The sequence below is a fragment of the Nocardia implantans genome (assembly GCF_035544775.1).
GTDB classification, from domain to species: Bacteria; Actinomycetota; Actinomycetes; order Mycobacteriales; family Mycobacteriaceae; genus Nocardia; species Nocardia implantans.
On the sequence record NZ_JAYKYQ010000010.1, the window covers coordinates 290,757 to 309,437 of the forward strand.

At 70.2% G+C, this 18,681-nt stretch carries 17 protein-coding genes and 1 pseudogene; 10 read left to right on the forward strand and 8 right to left on the reverse strand.

All coding sequences use genetic code 11. From position 1 onward, the window contains the following. The first annotated feature begins 76 nt into the window (after positions 1-76). Entirely contained in the window at positions 77-3,652 is a 3,576-nt protein-coding gene (locus tag U3653_RS24320; protein ID WP_195082330.1) for an nSTAND1 domain-containing NTPase, read from the forward strand. Here U3653_RS24320 and U3653_RS24325 read toward each other — a convergent pair. Then, entirely contained in the window at positions 3,631-4,566 is a 936-nt protein-coding gene (locus tag U3653_RS24325; RefSeq protein ID WP_195082331.1) for a TauD/TfdA dioxygenase family protein, read from the reverse strand. The genes U3653_RS24320 and U3653_RS24325 overlap by 22 nt on opposite strands. Before the next feature lie 117 nt (positions 4,567-4,683). Between U3653_RS24325 and U3653_RS24330 the strand changes: the two genes are divergently transcribed. Further along, positions 4,684-5,163 carry a B-4DMT family transporter gene (locus tag U3653_RS24330; RefSeq protein WP_323124416.1) on the forward strand — a complete coding sequence of 160 codons (480 nt, stop codon included), beginning with the start codon at positions 4,684-4,686 and terminating at the stop codon, positions 5,161-5,163. 58 nt (positions 5,164-5,221) lie between these two features. Here U3653_RS24330 and aroB read toward each other — a convergent pair whose 3' ends face one another. From aroB to U3653_RS24355, 5 genes and pseudogenes are all read right to left on the reverse strand, one after another. Then, complete coding sequence (gene aroB / locus U3653_RS24335) at positions 5,222-6,343, reverse strand: 3-dehydroquinate synthase (RefSeq protein ID WP_195082333.1); 1,122 nt, start codon at positions 6,341-6,343, stop codon at positions 5,222-5,224. Positions 6,344-6,708: 365 nt separating this feature from the next. Beyond that, positions 6,709-7,227: pseudogene (locus U3653_RS24340) on the reverse strand (shikimate kinase); the annotation flags it as partial. Next, positions 7,224-8,432, reverse strand: a complete 1,209-nt coding sequence (gene aroC, locus U3653_RS24345; RefSeq protein WP_195082410.1) for a chorismate synthase — start codon at positions 8,430-8,432, stop codon at positions 7,224-7,226. The gene aroC and the pseudogene U3653_RS24340, both read right to left, overlap by 4 nt. 86 nt (positions 8,433-8,518) lie before the next feature. Beyond that, on the reverse strand, positions 8,519-9,400 hold the full coding sequence (locus U3653_RS24350; RefSeq protein ID WP_195082335.1) for a universal stress protein: 882 nt from the start codon (positions 9,398-9,400) through the stop codon (positions 8,519-8,521). A 166-nt stretch (positions 9,401-9,566) separates the two neighbouring features. Further along, positions 9,567-10,028 (reverse strand): prepilin peptidase, encoded by a 462-nt coding sequence (locus tag U3653_RS24355; protein ID WP_195082336.1) that lies wholly within the window; start codon positions 10,026-10,028, stop codon positions 9,567-9,569. A 203-nt stretch (positions 10,029-10,231) separates the two neighbouring features. Between U3653_RS24355 and U3653_RS24360 the strand changes: the two genes are divergently transcribed. From U3653_RS24360 to U3653_RS24375, 4 genes are read left to right on the forward strand one after another with little or no spacing between them, the layout of a single operon-like run. Continuing rightward, complete coding sequence (locus U3653_RS24360; protein ID WP_195082337.1) at positions 10,232-11,356, forward strand: M24 family metallopeptidase; 1,125 nt, start codon at positions 10,232-10,234, stop codon at positions 11,354-11,356. A gap of 48 nt (positions 11,357-11,404) precedes the next feature. Then, positions 11,405-11,968 (forward strand): elongation factor P, encoded by a 564-nt coding sequence (efp, locus tag U3653_RS24365; RefSeq protein ID WP_039798939.1) that lies wholly within the window; start codon positions 11,405-11,407, stop codon positions 11,966-11,968. 33 nt (positions 11,969-12,001) lie between these two features. Then, positions 12,002-12,511, forward strand: a complete 510-nt coding sequence (gene nusB / locus U3653_RS24370) for a transcription antitermination factor NusB (RefSeq protein ID WP_195082338.1) — start codon at positions 12,002-12,004, stop codon at positions 12,509-12,511. Next, positions 12,508-12,771: a YciI family protein gene (locus tag U3653_RS24375; RefSeq protein ID WP_323124415.1), complete on the forward strand. Its 264-nt coding sequence runs from the start codon at positions 12,508-12,510 to the stop codon at positions 12,769-12,771. The genes nusB and U3653_RS24375 overlap by 4 nt, the downstream gene beginning before the upstream one ends. A 245-nt stretch (positions 12,772-13,016) precedes the next feature. Here the strand turns inward: U3653_RS24375 and U3653_RS24380 are convergent, their stop codons facing one another. Next, positions 13,017-14,267: an ArsB/NhaD family transporter gene (locus tag U3653_RS24380; protein WP_195082339.1), complete on the reverse strand. Its 1,251-nt coding sequence runs from the start codon at positions 14,265-14,267 to the stop codon at positions 13,017-13,019. Position 14,268: 1 nt separating this feature from the next. Between U3653_RS24380 and U3653_RS24385 the strand changes: the two genes are divergently transcribed. From U3653_RS24385 to U3653_RS24400, 4 genes are all read left to right on the forward strand, one after another. Further along, complete coding sequence (locus tag U3653_RS24385) at positions 14,269-14,970, forward strand: DMT family transporter (protein ID WP_195082340.1); 702 nt, start codon at positions 14,269-14,271, stop codon at positions 14,968-14,970. Positions 14,971-15,032: 62 nt separating this feature from the next. Continuing rightward, a complete protein-coding gene (locus tag U3653_RS24390; protein ID WP_195082341.1) occupies positions 15,033-15,539 on the forward strand; it encodes a DMT family transporter in 507 nt (168 codons plus the stop codon). 99 nt (positions 15,540-15,638) lie between these two features. Then, the gene (locus tag U3653_RS24395; RefSeq protein WP_195082342.1) at positions 15,639-16,166 is read left to right on the forward strand and encodes a DUF4334 domain-containing protein; all 528 of its coding nucleotides are present in this window, start codon (positions 15,639-15,641) and stop codon (positions 16,164-16,166) included. Between the two features lie 104 nt (positions 16,167-16,270). Continuing rightward, positions 16,271-17,497: an FAD-dependent oxidoreductase gene (locus U3653_RS24400; protein WP_195082343.1), complete on the forward strand. Its 1,227-nt coding sequence runs from the start codon at positions 16,271-16,273 to the stop codon at positions 17,495-17,497. 3 nt (positions 17,498-17,500) lie between these two features. Here the strand turns inward: U3653_RS24400 and U3653_RS24405 are convergent, their stop codons facing one another. After that, entirely contained in the window at positions 17,501-18,667 is a 1,167-nt protein-coding gene (locus U3653_RS24405; protein WP_195082344.1) for a serpin family protein, read from the reverse strand. Positions 18,668-18,681: the final 14 nt, after the last annotated feature.

The window sequence follows — 18,681 nt, forward strand, 5'->3', positions numbered from 1 at the left end:
CTTTCCATGCCTCCGTGCATGGCGAAGGTCTTAAAGTTAACAACTCGAGCCCGCGTGTGTCCATAAGGTGGAATAAATGAAACCGCGGTCGGATCTGGTACCCGATCTGTTCTCGATCCTCGTCGGAACGCTGCTCGGTTTGGCGACGAACCTCGCCACCAGTGACGACAACCTGCCCACCTTCGTCCATGAAGCGGCTCCGCTCTGGGCTTTCGGCGCGCTGCTCGCCTCGGCCCTGCTGTTGATCGGGGTCCGCGTGTGGCGGCATTTCTCCGAATCACGGTGGGAGCGGGTGCGTTTGAAGGCGGGCGAGAGTCCGTATCCTGGCCTCGACGCGTTCTCCGAGAGCGAGGCGGGTGCGTTCTTCGGCCGCGATCGCGACATCCGCAGGCTGCTCGATCGGGTCCAGGGCGAGCAGACGGACCAGCTGCGCTGCATCGCGATCGTCGGGCCGAGCGGCTCCGGGAAATCGTCGCTGGTGCAGGCCGGGCTGGTGCCCCGCCTGGCGGCCCGCCGGGGGAGGTGGGTGGTGCTGCCCCGGGTGGTGCCCGGCCCGGAACCCCTGCGTTCGCTCGCCCGCGCGCTGATCGAATGCGGTTTGGACGGGTCGGTCGGTGCGGTCGAGCGCGGACTGAGTCTGGACACCGATCATCTTCGGGACTGTTTGGAGCGGTTGCGCGCGAAGGCGGCGCATCGCTCGCCGCAGCTGCTGCTCATCGTCGACCAGGCCGAGGAATTGGTGACCGCGCGCTCGGAGGACGAGGAGCGCCGCTACCTGACCATGATCGAGCGTGTGCTCCGCACGTGTCCGTGGGCGTGCGTGATCCTGGTGTTCCGGTCGGAGTTCCTGACCCACTTCCTGTCCGGGCCGCATGCCGAGCTGTTCGAGCATCCCGTGCCGGTCGCGGTGCTGCCGACTTCGGCGCTGCACGAGGTCATCGAGCGTCCGGCGGACGCCGCCGGTGTGCGTTTCGATCCGCCGGACCTGGTGCGCCAGATGGTCGGCGAGACCGGCAGCGGGGAGGCGCTGCCGCTGCTGGCCTGGACGCTGATGGAGTTGTGGGAACGCAAAGGGGCCCGCACGGTGATCACCGAGGCGGATTACCAAGCCTCCGGCGGCGTGCTCGGCGCATTGTCCGCCCGCGCGAACAGCGTCACCGAGGACCTCGTGCGCCGCGGGGCCGTCGAGGACCGCATTCTGGACACGCTGCTGCGTTTCTTCCACCTGGAAGGGTCCAGCTTCACCCGCCGACAGGTCCGAGACGCCACCCTGTCGCCGGACGATCGCCGCATCGTGTCGGCTTTCGTGCAGGCACGGCTGCTTTCGGCGGACTCGGGCCCGCAATCGGACGGGGTCTTCTACCAGGTCACCCACGAGGCGTTGATCCGGCACTGGGCGCCCCTGCGGCAGCTGGCCGAGACCAGACGTGCCGGCCTGGAACAGCTTTCCCGGCTGGAACGGTGGGCAAGGGACTGGGCGGAGTCCGATCGCGCGGACGAATTCCTGCTCGCCGGAGCGAGATTGGAAGCCGCTCTGGGGTGGTGGGCGGATGCGGGAGCGGACGCGCGGGCGGTGCCGACGGTCGAGGAGTTCCTGCAGCGCTCGACCCGCGCGGACCGGGTGACCGCGGAACGGCTCGCCGATGCCAGCGCCGTGGTGGCGTCGGAGTGGATCATGCGCGAGCCCGATACCGCGATCATGGTGGCGCTCGCCGCCGAACGGGATTACGCGCCGACCCCGGAGACCCGTCAGGTGCTCGTCGCCGCTCTGTGCGCGACGAGGTTGCATCGGGTGACCCGTCTCGCCTCGGCGGCCGTCCGCCAAGTGGCCTGGGCGCCGGGCAGCCAGCTCATCGCCGCCGCTTTGGCCGACGGCGCCGTGATGCTGTACGACCGCGCGGGCAGCCAGGAGACGGTGTCCTGGCCGGTGGGTGCGAGCGGCGCCTGCGCGGTCGCGTGGTCGGCGGATGGCGCGCGGTTGGCCAGCGGTGGCGCGGATGGGGTGGTGCGGGTGTGGGATGTGGCGGCGGGGTCGGAGGTGGCGTGTTGGAGCGAGCATGCCGGTGCGGTGCACGCGGTGGCGTGGTCGCCCGACGGCGCGTGGTTGGCCAGTGGCGGCGCGGATGGGGTGGTGCGGGTGTGGGATGTGGCGGCGGGGTCGGAGGTGGCGTGTTGGAGCGAGCATGCCGGTGCGGTGCACGCGGTGGCGTGGTCGCCCGACGGCGCGCGGCTGGCCAGCGGGGGCGCCGACCGCACCGTTCGCCTCTGGGACGTCGCGGGCGCGACCGCCACCGATGTGCTGTACGGGCACGAAGCGGCCGTGCTCGACCTGGACTGGAATCCGAGCGGAGATCGGCTCGCGTCGGGGTCCAGCGACTGGATCGTGCGGATCTGGGCGCCGCGGGAGCGTGCGCTCGACGAGCTGTTCGTGGCCCACGACGCCGCGACGGTGGCCGTGGCCTGGTCCCACGACGGCGACCGGCTGGCCACCTGTAGCGAGGACCGGACGCTGAAGATCTGGTCGGTGCGGCCGTACCGCGCGGTGATCACCCAGCGCAGCCAGGACCAGGCGACCACGTCGGTGTCCTGGGCGCCCGACGACAGTCAGGTGGTCACCGGATCGGCCGACGGAACCCTGCGGGTCTGGAGCAGCGCGGTGACCCAGCTGCAGCACGACCGCTTGACCCGCGCCGTCGCGTGGGCCGCGGACGGACGGCGACTGGCCTCCGCGGCCTTCGACGGTTCGGTGAAGCTGTGGGACGTCCGCACCGGACGCGAGTTGACCACGTTCCTCGGCCACGAATCCGAGGCCGTCCATCTGCACTGGTCCCCGTCCGGGGGACTGCTGGCCAGCACCAGCCGAGACCAGACCATCCGGATCTGGGACTCCGCCGGTGGCGGTTGCCACCGCGTCTTGCGCGGTCACTCCGGGGTCGGTACCTGGGTGTCGTGGAGTCCGGGAGGCGACCGGCTGGCGACCGCCTCACGGGACTGCACCGTGCGGCTGTGGGACATGTCGGTCGACGAGCCCTCGCCGACGGTGCTGACCTTCGCCGACGGTGTCACCGCCACGGATTGGTCACGCGACGGCGGCCGCTTGGCCGTGGCGTTGCTGGACCGGACGGTCCGCGTCCTCGACGTGGCGGGACAGCGGGAGATCCTGGCGCTGGACGGACATCACGACGAAGTCTGGACCGCGGCGTGGTCGACCGACGCTACGCGGATCGCGACCGGATGCTTCGACGGTTACCTGCGGATCTGGGACGCCGCCTCGGGGGAGCTGCTGGCGAGCTTCGGCGTCGGCGACGACGCGGTCCAGGCGGTCGCCTGGTCGCCTCGGGAGCCGGGCTGGATCGCGGGGGCCACGCGCAGCGGCACGATCCGGCTCTGGTCGGTCGACGACCACCGGTCGCTGGCCGTGGTGCGGGGGCACAAGCAGCCGGTCTGGGGTCTGCATTGGCGCAGGGACGGCGAACAGCTGGCCACCAGCAGCGACGACGGTGAGATCCGGATCTGGAACTTCGGCAGGGATCTCGACTCCGTACCCGCCGTGGCGAACGCGATGGGATTGCGCGAACTCACCGTCGACGAGCGGCACCGGTTCCTGCTGCCCGCCCGGCAGGCCAACGGTCAGCCCGCCGCGTCTGCGTGATCGTGCGCGGGCCACGGATCGCCGTCCAACGCGTACGAGCGCAAGGCGCCGACGCCTTCCGGGATCTCGCCGACGACCGACACCCGGTGCAGCACGCGCTCCACCGGTCCGGTCAGATCGGCCGGCGGAGTGTGCGCCGTAGCCCGGTTGTCCCACATCGCGACGCTGCCCGCGTGCCACCGGTACCGCACGGTGAAGGCCGGGTCGGTGAGCTGTTCGAAGAGCATCGCCAGAAGGTGCCTGCTCTCCGCGCCGGTCAGGCCCAGAATGCGGTGGGTGAACAATGGATTCACGAACAATGCCGACTCGCCGGTCTCCGGGTGCCTGCGCACCACCGGGTGGACCGCCGCCAGTGGGCGGGCGGCGACCGTGCGGTGATACCGGTCGTCGGATTCGGCGCTCTGGTAGCCGGCGAGGTAGCGATGTTCGGCCTCCAGCGTTTCGAGCATCGCCCGCACCGCCGGTGAGATGCCTCGGTAGGCGGCGACCAGGTTGCACCACTGGGTATCACCGCCGAAAGCCGGGACGGTCTGCGCGCGGAGGATGCCGATCGACGGCGGATTCACCACGGGCGTCAGATCGCTGTGCCAGGACGACAGCGGCGATGTCTGCGTCCGGCGCCGTTCGGCGGCGCTCTTGCCGTATTTCCGTTCGTTCGCGAGATTGTCGACGGTCAAGATCTCCGGAAAAGCCGACTCCGAGGTGTCGACCAGCGGGTGTGCCGCCGTCACCGGACCGAACCTGCGGGCGAATTCGATATGGCGGGCATGGTCGAGTTCTTGATCGGAGAAGAACAAGACCTTGTGTTCCAGCAGCGCGGCACGGAGGGAGGCTGTTTCCGAATCGGAAAGTCGAACCAGATCGATATCGGTGACTTCGGCCCCGACGTGGGTGGTCATTTTCGTGACGCGCATGGCTACCTCGGACGAGTGCGGGTCCGGCCAGAATACGGCAGAGCGGCAGTGCCGCAGCGCGATCTCGCCGCGCCGGTTTCGTTCGATTACGGCCGAATGGGCGTTATGGTGTTTCGCATGAATGCTTGGTTGTTGCGGGCCGTCGTGCTCGGCGCGCTGGTGGTGGCGTTGCGCGCCGGGCTCGGGTTCGCGATGGTGTACTGGCCGACGCACGGCGCGCTGATGCGGCTGCTGTGCCTGATCGTGCTGGTCGCGACCATCGCGGCCTGGGGTGTGCTGGACGGTCGCAGGGACCGCGTCGCGAGCGGGGACGCCGAACGCGGCGCCGATCTGACCATGTTGTGGCTGAAGGCCGCTGTCGTCGGTGGCGTCGGCAGCGGACTGGCGTCCTGGATCCTGGACCGGGTTCCCCGGTTCGATCTCGGCGACAACGGCTTGCTGTTCGAACTCACGGCGGGCGCGGCGTTCATCATCCTGCTGATCTTCGTGCCCGCGCTGGTCGGCGTCGGCGTCGGCCGGATGCTGGCCGAGCGGCAGAACGGCAAGGGGCGCTCCACGCCGCCGTCGCTGTACTCCGCCGCGGGCAGCGCGATCTGATCCGACGAAAAACGGCGCGCCCGAACCGGGCGCGCCGTTTCCGTGTGGCCGGTGCGGACTACAGCAGCACCGCACCGCCGCTCGGACTGTCCTCCCGGGCGATCGCCGAATAGGCGGCGGCCAGCAAGGTGGGATCGGGACCCTCCAGACGTCCTGGCTTGGCCAAGCCGTCGAGCACGACGAAGCGCAGCACGCCGGAGCGGGTCTTCTTGTCCGTCTGCATGGCGTCCAGCAGCTGGGGGAGCGCGTCGGCGTCGTAGCTGGTCGGCAGCCCGACGGCGGACAGGATCGCGCGATGCCGGTCGGCGGTGGCGTCATCGAGACGGCCCGCGAGCCGGCCGAGCTCGGCGGCGAACACCAGTCCGACGGAGACCGCGGCGCCGTGCCGCCACCGGTAGCGTTCGCGCCGCTCGATCGCGTGGCCGAGGGTGTGACCGTAGTTCAGGATCTCGCGAAGACTGGATTCCTTGAGATCGGCGGCGACGACGTCGGCTTTCACCTGGATCGCGCGGCGGATCAGCTCCGGCAGCACCTCGCCGGACGGGTCGATCGCGGCTTCCGGGTCGCGTTCCACCAGCTCCAGGATCACCGGGTCGGCGATGAAGCCGGCCTTGATGATCTCGGCCATGCCCGCGACGATCTCGTTGCGGGGCACTGTCTCCAAGGTGGCGAGATCGACCAGCACGGCGGCGGGTTCGTGGAAGCAGCCGACCAGATTCTTGCCCGCTTCGGTGTTGATGCCGGTCTTGCCGCCCACCGCCGCGTCGACCATCGCCAGCAGCGTGGTCGGCACGTGCACGATGCGCACGCCGCGCATCCAGGTGGCCGCGACGAAACCGGCCAGGTCGGTCGCCGCGCCGCCGCCGAGGCTGACCACGACGTCGTTGCGGGTCAAGCCGATGCGCCCGAGCACTTCCCAGCAGAATCCGGCGACGGCCAGGTCCTTGCCCGCCTCGGCGTCGGGGATCTCGATCCGGTGCGCGTCCAGGCCGGTGTCGGCCAGCGCCTTGCGCACCGCTTCGGCGGTCTCGGTCAGCGGCGGCTGATGGAAGATGGCTACGGTGCGCACGCCTTTGGTCGCGTTGTTCACCGACTCGACGAGTTCGCCGAGCAACCCGCGGCCGATGATCACCTGGTACGGGTCGGCGGTCCGGACTTCGAGACGACTCGGCTCTGTCACGTGGCTTGCTCCGATTCTGTTGTTGATGTGGTCGACTGCTGCCGCGCCCGGGAACGGGCACGGCGTGCGCGGGCGCGCCGGGACCGGCTGCCCGCCGCAGGCTCCCCGCTGCCGGTCCCGCTCGCGGCGTCGGGTTCGCTGGTGACGCTCCTGCGGGCGCGGCGGGATCGGACGGTGGCGGTCACCGCCGATTCGCCCGCCGCGCCGGTCGCGGTGTCGGTGGTCTCGCGCTGATCGGCGTCCTTGCGCCGGGCCGCCGCTCTGGCCCTGGCGCGCCGGCGGGCTCGGGATCGGCTGCTGCCCTGCGGGATTCCGCTGGGCGGTGGCCGCAGGTCCGCGTCGGCCGGTTCGACCGGCTCCATCCCGAGCTTGGTCATGATCATCCGCACCACCCGGCCGGGGCTGCGGCCGTCGGTGCGGACCCGGACGGTGGCCACTTCCCGATACAGCGGCCTGCGGGTACGCATCAGCTCCCGGTACTTCGCGCCGGGGTCGGCGCCGTTGAGCAGTGGCCGCTGCGTGCTCGCGCCGGTGCGCCGAAGCCCCTCGGCGACACTGATCTCCAGGTAGACGACGGTGCGGCCACGCAGGAGGTCCCTGGTGTTCGCCGACAGCACCGCGCCGCCGCCGAGTGAGACCACGCCGCGTTCGGCGAGGACCGCGCGGCGCACCACCCGCTCCTCGATCTTGCGGAATTCGGGCTCACCGTCTTCGGCGAAGATCTCCGGGATCGTGCGGCCGGTCTCCCGCTCGATGCCGGCATCGGTGTCGTACAGCTCCACCCCCAGTTCCCTGGCGAGCTTGCGGCCGATCGTGGATTTCCCCGCCCCCGGCGGTCCGACCAGCACCACGCGCGGGGCGCGCGGATCGGTCTGCACGATCATTGCGACCGACTGTCCGCATGCACGTGGGGGCGAGTGCTGATGCGCTCGAGGTAGCTGGTGATGTTATCGACGGTCTCGGTGAGCGAGTCGCCGCCGAACTTCTCCAGCGCGGCCTGCGCGACGACCAGCGCCACCATGGATTCGGCCACCACGCCCGCTGCGGGCACGGCGCACACGTCCGAACGCTGATGGATGGCGACGGCCTCGTCGCCGGTGGTCATGTCGACGGTGGACAGCGCGCGCGGCACCGTGGAGATCGGCTTCATGGCCGCGCGCACGCGCAGCGCCTCGCCGTTGGTCATGCCGCCTTCCAGGCCGCCGGCGCGGTTGGTCGAACGCAGCACGCCGTCGGGGCCGGGGCGCATCTCGTCGTGCGCCTGGCTGCCGCGGCGGCGCGCGGTCTCGAAACCGTCGCCCACCTCGACGCCTTTGATGGCCTGGATGCCCATCAGCGCGGCCGCCAAGCGCGCGTCCAGCCGGTTCTCGCCGCTGGTGAACGAGCCGAGGCCGACCGGAAGTCCCGCGACGACCACCTCGACCACGCCACCGAGGGTGTCGCCGTCCTTCTTGGCGGCCTCGATCTCCGCGATCATCGCGGCTTCGGCGTCCTTGTCGAACGCGCGCACGGGGCTCTCGTCCACCGCGGCGAGATCGGCGGCGGTCGGCACGATGCCGGAGGTGTTCTGCGCGGCGCCGATCGACACGACATGCGAGACGACCTCCGCGCCGAACGCCTGGCGCAGGAAATTGCGCGCGACGGTGCCCACCGCGACGCGCGCGGCGGTCTCCCTGGCGCTGGCGCGCTCGAGCACGTTGCGGGCGTCGTCGAAGTTGTACTTGAGCATGCCGGAGTAGTCGGCGTGTCCGGGCCGTGGCCGGGTCAGGGGTGCGTTGCGGGCCAGGTCGGCGAGCTCGGCCGGGTCGACCGGGTCGGCGGACATCACGGTGGTCCACTTCGGCCACTCGCTGTTGGCCACCTCGATGGCCACCGGGCCGCCCATCGTGCGCCCGTGCCGCACGCCACCGACGACGGTGACCTTGTCGGCCTCGAACTTCATCCGCGCGCCGCGACCGTAGCCGAGCCTGCGGCGCGCCAGCTGCGCGGAGATCTCGTCCGACGTCACCTCGACGCCTGCCACCATCCCTTCGAGGATGGCGACGAGAGCGGGACCATGGGATTCTCCGGCAGTTATCCAACGCAGCACATCGTTCATCTTCCCATGTCGACGCCGGTGCTCCGGAATGCGGCCCGCCGTGACGGCGCGCACGCCGGGGGTCGCGGCCCCGGCGCTCAGCGGGCTATGACGATGGGGCGATCCACCGCGCGCAGCAGCGCCTCACCCACCGAGCCGAACAGCAGCCGGCCCAGGGCCCCCCGGCCACGGTTGCCCACCACCAGCAGTTGTGCCTCCCGGGAGCGTTCCAGCAATCGCCGCTGCGGCCGGTCGCGAACGACCTCGCGCCGAATGGTCAGCTCCGGGTACCGCTCCTGCCAACCCGCCAGGGCGGTGGCGAGCAATGCCTCCTCGGTCCGGCGCGACGCGGCCCAATCGGTGCCGATCGCGGCCAGCGGTTCGACCTCGCCCCAGGTGTGCACCGCCACCAGGTCGACCCCGCGCAACGAGGCCTCGGCCGCCGCCACCCCGATGGCGGCCTGCTCGGCGGTGGAGCCGTCCACGCCGACGATCACCGGATCGGTGTTCGCCCTGTCCCACAGCGGCGTCTCAGCGGGCACCACCGCCACCGGGCAGTCGGCGTCCCTGGCGACGGCGCTGCTGACCGAGCCGAGCAGGACGCGCTGGACGCGGCCGATCCCGCGGGCGCCGACCACGAGCATCGCCGCGTTGCGCGATCGCTCGATGAGGGCGGTGGCGATGTGCGCGGTGCGGATCTCGGTGCCGATGGCGATGTCGCGCACCGCATGGGCGGCCGCCACCGCGGCGTTCGCGGCACGCTCGATCGCCTCGTCCGCCTCGCGCACCCGCAGCAATGCCGCAGGACGCGGCGGATCGTCGTCGGCCGAGCCGAGCGACGACTCGACGACGAGCGCGATGTGCAAGGGCGCGTCGTGCAGCGCGGCGGTCTGCGCGGCCCAGCGGACCGCGACGATCGATTGCTCGGAGCCGTCGGTTCCCGCGACGATCGGTCTGCGCGACGGGTGCGTCGGATTCACTGGGCGGCTCCTTCTGGACGCTGCATCGCTGGCGTGCGCATTCGGGGCAATTCGCCGAGGGGCCGCCGTCGAGCCCAGCTTCAGCGACTGCTCGGGAAGTCGATGCCCGTGATTGATGCTAGCGATCAATTGCGGAATATTTGCTGACTACGTGATCCCGGCCCGCTCAGTGCGCTCCCGGCGCCCAGGCCGCGAGGGCGAGCAAGGTCGCCAGGCACATCGAGGGCCCGTGTGGCACCACGGCGCGGTCCGGCCGGGGGCCCGCGCGGGCCGCTCGGCGCACCAGCAGCACGACGGCGGCCAGCGCCGTGAGGACCGGTGCGATGAGCGCGGCCGAGACCCAGCATTGCGCGCCGCCCAGCGCGGCGGCCGCGCCGAGACCCACGGCGAGCTTCACATCGCCGGCGCCCAAGGCGGCGGGCGTGGCCAAGTGCACGAGCAGATAGGGCGATGCGAGCAGTGCCGCGCCGCACATCGCGATCGTGAATTGCCCTGTGAGCGAGGCGAATCCGAAGATCATGGCGGCGCCCCAGCCGGTGAGGGCATTCGGGAGCCGCAAGGTTCGGATGTCGATGCAGCTCGCGACGATGCACCATGCCATGAGCGCGGCGAAACCGATCGATGACATGCCTCCAGGCTCGTTGCCCCCAGCCCGAGTTCGACGTGGCGCCGGCGAAATGTGCACAACTCCAGCGCAAGTGAAGATCCCGTGTATCAGAATTCGTCCACGCTGTCGGATCGTCGTCACCGGCGCGCGCGCGGGCCGGTGCCCATCCGGGACGGTCTCCGTGTTGCGCGCCAACGACCGCGTTCCGGCGGTAGCTTGGACGCATGTCTGCTGATCACGCAGGTCGGGGCCCGGACTATGCTGCGCGCCGCAGCGCGCTGCGCGGTCTGCTGATGGAGAACGAGGTCGACGCTCTGATAGTCACCGATCCGGTGAATATCAGATATCTGACCGGGTTCTGCGGAAAGGACTCCGCCCTGCTGGTGCATTCCTGGGACACCGGCAACGACGAGGAACGCACCGTGCTCGGAACCGACGGCTGCCACCGCGATCTGGTCGCCGTCCAGGCGCCCGGCCTGCGCGCCGAGATCGCGAGCGCCGCGGCGCGCCGGATCGTGGAGCTGGCCGGTGAGTGGCACGTCGGACGGGTCGGGTACGAGAGCCATGTGGTCACCGTCGAGCAGCATCGCCGCTTGGTCGAGTGGCGCACCGGCCTGGAGTTCGCGGCCACCGTCGGGCTGGTGGAGCAGTTGCGCATGGTCAAGGACTCGCACGAGGCCGCGCGCATACGCGCCGCCGCGGTCGCGTGCGACTCGGGCCTGCGCGCAGTACTCGAAGCAGGCGGAGTGCGGCCGGGGCGGACCGAACGGCAGGTGGCTCGCGATCTGGCGTGGGCGATGTTCGAGCACGGCGCGGAAACGGTCGCCGCGGCCACGGTCGCCACGGGGAAGAACTCCGCCGTCCCACGGCATCGTCCCGCCGACGTCACGCTCGGCGCGGGAGATCTGGTCGCGGTCCGGTGCGGCGCGGTCGTCGGGGACTACCACGCCGTGCTCACTCGCACGTTCGTCCTCGGCCGGGCCGAGCAGTGGCAGCGGGAGGCTCACGCGCTGGTCGCCGCCGCGCACGAGGCCGGGCGCGCGGCGCTGCGCCCCGGGGTGCCCGTGTCCGACGTGGACGCCGCGTCGCGGGCGGTCATCGAGGCGGCCGGGCACGGCAAATCGTTCGTGCACGGCCTCGGCCACGGGGTCGGCCTGCGGATCGACGAAGCGCCCGGAATCGCGAAAACCGGAACCGGTACACTTCTGTCTGGCGTGGCGGTGACCGTCGAACCAGGTGTGTACTTTCCCGGCCGCGGCGGCGTCCGGATCGAGGACACGCTCGTGGTGCGCGAAGGGGGCCCCGAGTTGCTCACCCACACCAGCACAGACCTGACCGTCGTCGACTGACGCCGGTCTGCCCGAGACCAAGCGGTAGAACGAGGAGATCCGAAGACAGTGGCGGACACCAGCGACTTCAAGAACGGCCTTGTGCTGAAGATCGACGGTCAGCTCCAGCAGATCATCGAGTTCCAGCACGTCAAGCCGGGCAAGGGCCCCGCGTTCGTGCGGACCAAGCTGAAGAACGTCGTGTCCGGCAAGGTGGTCGACAAGACCTTCAACGCCGGCGTGAAGGTGGAGACCGCCACCGTCGACCGCCGCGACATGACCTACCTGTACCACGACGGCTCCGACTACGTCTTCATGGACGGCGAGACCTTCGACCAGATCTCCATCTCCGAGGCCACCATCGGCGACGGCGCCCGCTTCCTGCTGGAGAACATGACCGTGCAGGTGTCGATGCACGAGGGCGCGCCGCTGTACGTCGAGCTGCCGGTCTCGATCGAGCTCGTGGTCCAGCACACCGACATCGGCCTGCAGGGTGACCGCTCCACCGGCGGCACCAAGCCCGCCACCCTGGAGACCGGCGCCGAGGTGCAGGTCCCGCTGTTCATCAACACCGGCGACAAGCTGCGCATCGACTCGCGTGACGGCAGCTACCTCGGCCGGGTCAACGCCTGAGCGCCGGGCCGTCCGATCCGGAATGATGTGACCGTGGCTGAACAGCCCGTGGACAAGAAGTCCACGTTCAAGAAGCTCGGCGCGCGGCACAAGGCCCGCCGCCGCGCGGTCGACCTGCTGTTCGAGGCGGAGGCCAGGGACGTCGACGCCGCCGACCTGCTCGACGAGCGCGCCGAACTGGCCGCCCGCGACCAGTCGGTAGCGCCGGTGCACCCCTACACCCGCACCTTGGTCGAGGGCGTCGCCGACGATCTCGACCGGGTGGACGGGACCATCGAGTCCTACTTGCAGGACTGGACCCTGCCCCGGCTTCCGGCCGTGGATCGCGCGATTCTGCGCATCGCGGTGTGGGAGCTGTTCCACGCGAGCGACGTCCCCCCGGTCGTCGCCGTGGACGAGGCGGTGGAGCTGGCCAAAGAACTGTCCACCGACGACTCCCCGTCCTTCCTCAACGGCGTGCTCGGGCAGGTGGTCCTGGTGGCGCCGCAGGTGCGCGCCGCCGCGGCCGCGACCAGGGCCCCGCGACCGGAGCCCGAGGCGTGAACAAGTACCTCGTCCTGGCGATGCGCACCCCGCGCTTCGACACCGCCGTGATCGAGCCGCATCGGCAGTTCCTGCGATCGCTGCAGGATCGCGGGCAGTTACAGGAGAGCGGCCGCTTCACCGACGGCACCGGGGGCGCGTATGTCATCTACGCCGAAAGCCTTGCCGCCGCGCGGGAGATCGCGTTCACCGATCCGGTGCACACCACCGGCTCCTCGGAACTCACGATCTACGAATGGGAAGTCACGGCTCCGAACTGACTTCCCTCGGGCGTGGTTCCTGACGGATCGGCGCTCCAGTAGGGCGCTGATCGCTGCGCCCGGAGGACTTCTCCGCGAGACCGCGCGCATGGCTCCCGCTGGTGGGTGTACGGATGACCAGCGGGAGCACCGGAACCGATGGTTCCGCGCGGAGACCGAACCCGACGTGCGTTCGATCCGGCCTCGAAACGGCATCCTCGTACCTCGACCGCACTCGAGGTCAAGGGAGCCGGGCTTCTCGACCGCTAACCGGTCACCAGCAGTGCCGCGACCGCGCCCGCGGTGGCGACGGTGGCGAGCGCGAGGCCGGTCAGGACGAAACGCCGCATGGGCACCCGGACGCCGTGCGTGCGGCAGAACTCCAAGCACAGCAGCGTGGCGAGCGAGCCCCACGGCGTGACGATCGGACCGACATTGGTGCCGATCAGCAACGCGAGGAGCTGATCGCCGTTCTGCGCGGGGATCACCGCCTCGCCCGCGGTGTAGGCGGGCAAGTTGTTCGCGAGATTGGACAGACCCGCGCCCGCCGCGGCGGCACGGAACGCGCCCGACGCACCGGAGTCGGCGCCGATCAAGGCATGCATCAAGTCACCGAGGCCGAACCGGCTCGAGGTGGGCACCACCAGGAACAACCCGACCACGAAGACGAGCAGTTGCCACGGGATGAGCGACAGTCGCAACGCGCCGCGATCGAACACGGCGAACGCCGCCAACGCGATGAGCGCCGCGACCGCCGCCGCGACACCGATCCGGTCGCCGACGACGGGGATCGCGCCGATGAACAGCAGGCAGGCCCCCGCCGTGGCGAAGAACAGCGAGCGCTCCCGGAAGTTCGCGGGCCGGATCGGCTCGGGCGGCACGTAGCGGTCGGCTTCCCTGCGGCCGCGCCGCCAGTACCACACCCATAGGCACGCCGTCGTCACGGCGATCGAAACCAACTGCGGCGCCCACATTCTCCCCGCGAAGCCGGTCGCGGTCAGCGCCACTCGGTCGGCGGCGAGCAGATTGGTGAGATTGGAGACCGGTAACAGCAGGCTCGCGGTGTTCGCCAGCCACAGGGTGGTCATGGCCAGCGGCAATGGCGGAATCCGAGCGGGTGCGGCGAGTGCCAGCATGACCGGGGCGATGAGCACGGCCGTGGTGTCGAGGTTCAACAGGATCGTGGTGGCGGAGGCGAACAGCACGCACAGGCCGAACAGCGCCGGGTAGTGGCCGCGACCCATAATCGCCAGGCGATGGGCGATGGCGTCGAAGACCTTGGCCTGCCTGGTGAGTTCGGCCAGCACGATCACGGCGGCGAGAAACAGCAGCAGCGGGCCGATGCGGCGCATGTTCGCGGCGGCCTCGGCGCGGGGCAGCAGGCCCGTGAGCACACACAGCAGACCGACCGCGAGCAGGGCGAGCCGGATTCGATCCAGAAGGCTCAGCCGCCGCTCGGACCTGGTCGCGGGAGGGTTGCGTGCGGAGGAATCGACCAGTTCGGGCACGGGTGCCATCATGGCAGCCCTGCTGCGCGGGCACTTCCCGGCCGGGGCGATCCGGAGCGGTTCTCGATTACCCATTGAACGTGCCGTTATGCAATGGTACGTTATTCGCGTCACACAGGTCGGACGTCGGCTCCGGCGCAACCGATCCCATCGTTCGGGTGGGACGTTGCGCCCGACGCACTCTCGGTGTTCGTCCGCCACCGAAGCCAAGGATGTATTGCCCATGAGCATCGTCATCGGACTGGTATTTCTGTTCATCCTGGTCGGAGGCAGCCTACGGTCGGCCGAAGCCGGCTGTCAGAACACGTTGATGAACCACATGAAGAACATGTGGCTGTGCGCCGTGATCTCGTATGCCGTTGCGCTGACCGGCTTTTCGATCTTCCTGGCCCTGTCGTCGAAGACGCCGTGGCCCACGCTGGACGACGTGCGCGACATGCCGTGGTGGGCGCCGTTCGGCGGTCTGCTCGGCGGCGCGGCGGTGATGGGGATGATCGCCGTCGCCCGGCATGTCGGCGTGGCCACGTTCAGTGCGCTGGTGATCGTGGGCGAGATGGTGGTCGCCGTGATCATGGATCACTTCGGCCTCATGGGATTCGAGGAGCGCTCCGCCAGCCTTCCGCGTCTGGTGGCCTGCGGGCTGATCACGCTCGCGATCTACCTGATGGCCGACGAACCCGCGGGAAACGAACCCAGGGTCAGCGTCACCTGACGGCAAGACAGCCCCGCTGCCGGCCGCGCCATCCACTCTTCGCACTCTCCTGAGGACTTTCCATGACGGTTCAGACCGCCGAGAAGACCCGTGCCGCGCTGCCCCGCGCCACGATGGCACTCATCTTCGCGTTCATCCTGGTCGGCGGCGCGCTGCGCTCCGTAGAAGCCGGATGCCAGAACTCGCTGAAGCTCGCGTTGAAGAACGTCTGGCTGTGCGGCGTGATCTCCTACACCGTGGCCTTCACCGGCTTCGCGATCTTCCTGACCGTGGCGTTGCTGGTGTCTCGGAATCGGCCGTGGCCGACGAAGGCCGATATCCGGACCATGCCCCGGTGGGCGCCGTTCGGCGGTCTGCTCGGTGGGGCCGCGATCCTGGCGATGATCTCCGTGGCCTCCGATGTGGGCGCCGGCACCTTCAACGCCCTGATCATCGCCGGGCAGATGTTCGGCGCGCTCGCCATCGACCACTTCGGGCTGATGGGGTTCCCGCGCCGTACGGTCAGCTCCAAGCGCGTCGTGGCCTGCGTCATGATCATCGCCGGGATCTATCTCATGGCGTCCTACTGAACCATTGCGCCGAGGCGCGTCCGGACCTGGTCGACAGCCAGGTGCTGAGAGACAGATAGGGTGACTATTGCAACGTTGCCTCGGTGAGGAGTAGGAGACATGGCCGCGAACGAGCTGACCGCCATCCGTTCTGCGCAGGAGGCGTGGGCGCTGTTCGACCGCCTCCCCGCGGCGCGGGTCGAGGACATCACGACGGGGCGCTGGCGCGGCGAGGAACTGGACACGGGCCATCCGATGGACGGCGTGCTGGTCGCCTCGGGCTGGTACGGCAAGCAGTTCGACGGACCCGACAGCGTGCATCCGTTGCTGTTCGCCTCGGGCGGAACGATATTCGCCGTCGACCCGCGCCGCGTCCCGGTCGCCTTGGCCGGACGGGTACCGCTGCCGGGCGTGCGCGCCGTGCGCAAGTTGCTGCCGATCCTGCGGCCAACGCTGCGCACCCGCAAATACACCGCGCGGCTGCGCGAGGTCGAATACCGCGGCGTGACAAGTGCCGCGATGGTCTACGACCATCTGCCGATCATCGATCACTTCCGCCGCGCCGACGACCACACCCTGCTCGGCGTGATGGATTTGCGCGGTATGGCCGAACCGTACTTCTTCCTGCTGCATAGGGACGTCGGCTGACGGTCGGCCGTCGCCGATCGGGTCCGGTACCGCCCCCGCCACACTAGGATTTGCGCAAACAGGCGGGATCTTGCGGCGATGTGGTGACCGAGGAGGCACAGTCGATGGAACGCACGACATGCCTGGTGGTCGGTGGGGGGCCAGCCGGAATGATCCTCGGGCTGTTGCTGGCCAGAGCCGGTGTCGAGGTGACGGTGCTGGAGAAGCACAAAGACTTCTTACGCGACTTCCGTGGCGACACCGTGCATCCCACCACCCTCGACCTGCTCGACGAACTGGGTCTCGGCGCGGAGTTCGCGAAACTGCCCGCGCGCAAGGTGGATCAGGTGCAACTGCCGATCGCGGGCGGTCTGCAGACATTGGCCACCCTGACGCATCTGCCGGGCAAGCACAAGTACATCGCCATGGTGCCGCAGTGGGATCTGCTGGATCTGCTCGCGCGGGCCGCGGCCGCCGAGCCCACCTTCCGGCTGCGGATGAACACCGAGGCCACCGATCTGGTCTGGGTCGACGGCAGGGTCGGTGGCGTCGCCTACCGGACCGCCGACGGCGCGGCCGGTTCGATCGAGGCCGACCTCACGGTGGCCTGCGACGGCCGCGGCTCGCTGCTGCGGTCGGCGGCCGGCTTGCCGGTCCGCAGGTGGTCGACTCCCATGGACGTCTGGTGGTTCCGCCTGCCGCGCACGGATATCGATCCCGTCGGCGCGTTGCCGATCGCCAGCGCCCGGCGGGTGGCGGTGCTGCTCGATCGCGGCGACTACTGGCAGTGCGCCACCCTGATCGCCAAAGGTGCCGACGAATCCGCCCGCCGGGGGCCGGTGCAGGAGATCATGCGCAGTCTGGCCGCGGCCGCGCCCTGGCTCTCCGACCGGATAGACGCCTTGACCAGCTGGGACCAGGTCCAGTTGCTGGAGGTGAGACTCGATCGGCTGACCAAGTGGTACACCAACGGCTTGCTCTGCCTCGGTGACGCCGCGCACGCGATGTCCCCGGCCGGTGGCGTCGGCATCAATCTGGCCGTCCAAGACGCCGTGGCCGCGGCCGCAATCCTCGCCCCGCCCCTGCTCTCGGGCACACTCGGCACCAGGCACCTGGCGAAGGTGCAGCGGCGGCGCCGCGTCCCGACCGTGGTGACGCAGGGAATACAGCGACTCCTGCACGCCTTCGCGATCGCCCCCGCCCTCGACGGACGCATGGACATCGCGAACTCCGCACGCGCACCGCTGCCGATCCGCGTCCTGCGGCGCGTTCCGGTTGTTCGCAGCGTGCCGACCTTCTTGCTCGCTCGCGGTGTCCTGCCCGAGCACGCCCCGTACTTCGCCCGGCGGTAGCGCTCAGGCCGGAGCGTCGGGGGACGACGTCGGCGCGGTGGCGATCCATCCCGCGACGACCGCGAGTCCCGTCGGGCGGTGCACGGCGAGGAAACCGAAGGGGCGGTCGAAGACCACCGAGACGACGGGCGCGTAGTCGTGCCGCAGCACCGCCGCCGCGGCGCGTAACGCGAAGGCCGTCACGGCGGCTGCCTCGAATCCTTCGTGGCTGAACCGCGCGAGCACTTCCTGTGCTCCGCGGCCGACGCACAACGGCTGCGGGGAGATCGCCGGGAAGTGACCGCGGGTGCAGTCGGTGGCGGCGTTCATGCCGAACAGGCCCGGGGCAGCGAGCAGATCGTGGGTGGAGCGAACCTCGAACGGCGGCAATTGGATGCGCAGTCGACCGGTATTGGGCACCACCGGTTCGGTACGCACGGTCAGCCCCGGTCCCGTTGTGCCGACCGGCAGTTCGGAGCGGATCGGCACATTGCCGGACAGCGCGGCCAAGCCCGTACCGAGCACGGCGCCAGGTGCCCCGGCGCCGAGCAGAAGGTGGACGTCGAGGTCGGCGACGCCTTCGACGACAACGCGCGTGACCGGTTCGGCCGCGTCGAGGATCGCGGCGTCGGTCAGGTCGCGGCTCGCGCGGGACAGCCCGGGTCCGCGGTGCCCGTGCCACGGACCGTTCTCGGGTGCCAGCGTCCCGACGTCGAAAGGCACCCGCCACCGGGTTTTCGCGACCAGAGCGGTGGCCAGCACCAGCAGCGTCTCGGGATCGACCGTCAGAGGGAAGCGGTCGATGAGCCCATCGGTGTGCCGGGCCGCCCAGCTGTCGAGTTCCGACTGCCCGGCCAACCGGGCGAGCACGCCATCGGGGAGCGCTTGCGACCACGCCTCGTGCACGGGAAGATCGCGGCGCACCCACACGCCGAGTGCGGCCGACACCGCTTCCGCGCCCTCGAGGTCGCGCAGCAGCCGCAGCGCCCCGGCTCGCGCGTCCGCCGTGGGCACGCCGGTCGCGGTCGTCAGTTCGTCCCGCGCAGGACCGTCCGCCGCGGAGGCGAGCAGGGCGAGCAGCGGCCACACCCCGGCGCCGGAGACCACGAAGTCTCGTTCGCCCGCCGCCACGCACCACCGCGCGGTGAGCGCGTTGGCGGCGCCGACATGGGATTGCAGCGAAGTCCGCACGGGTCCACCCTAGT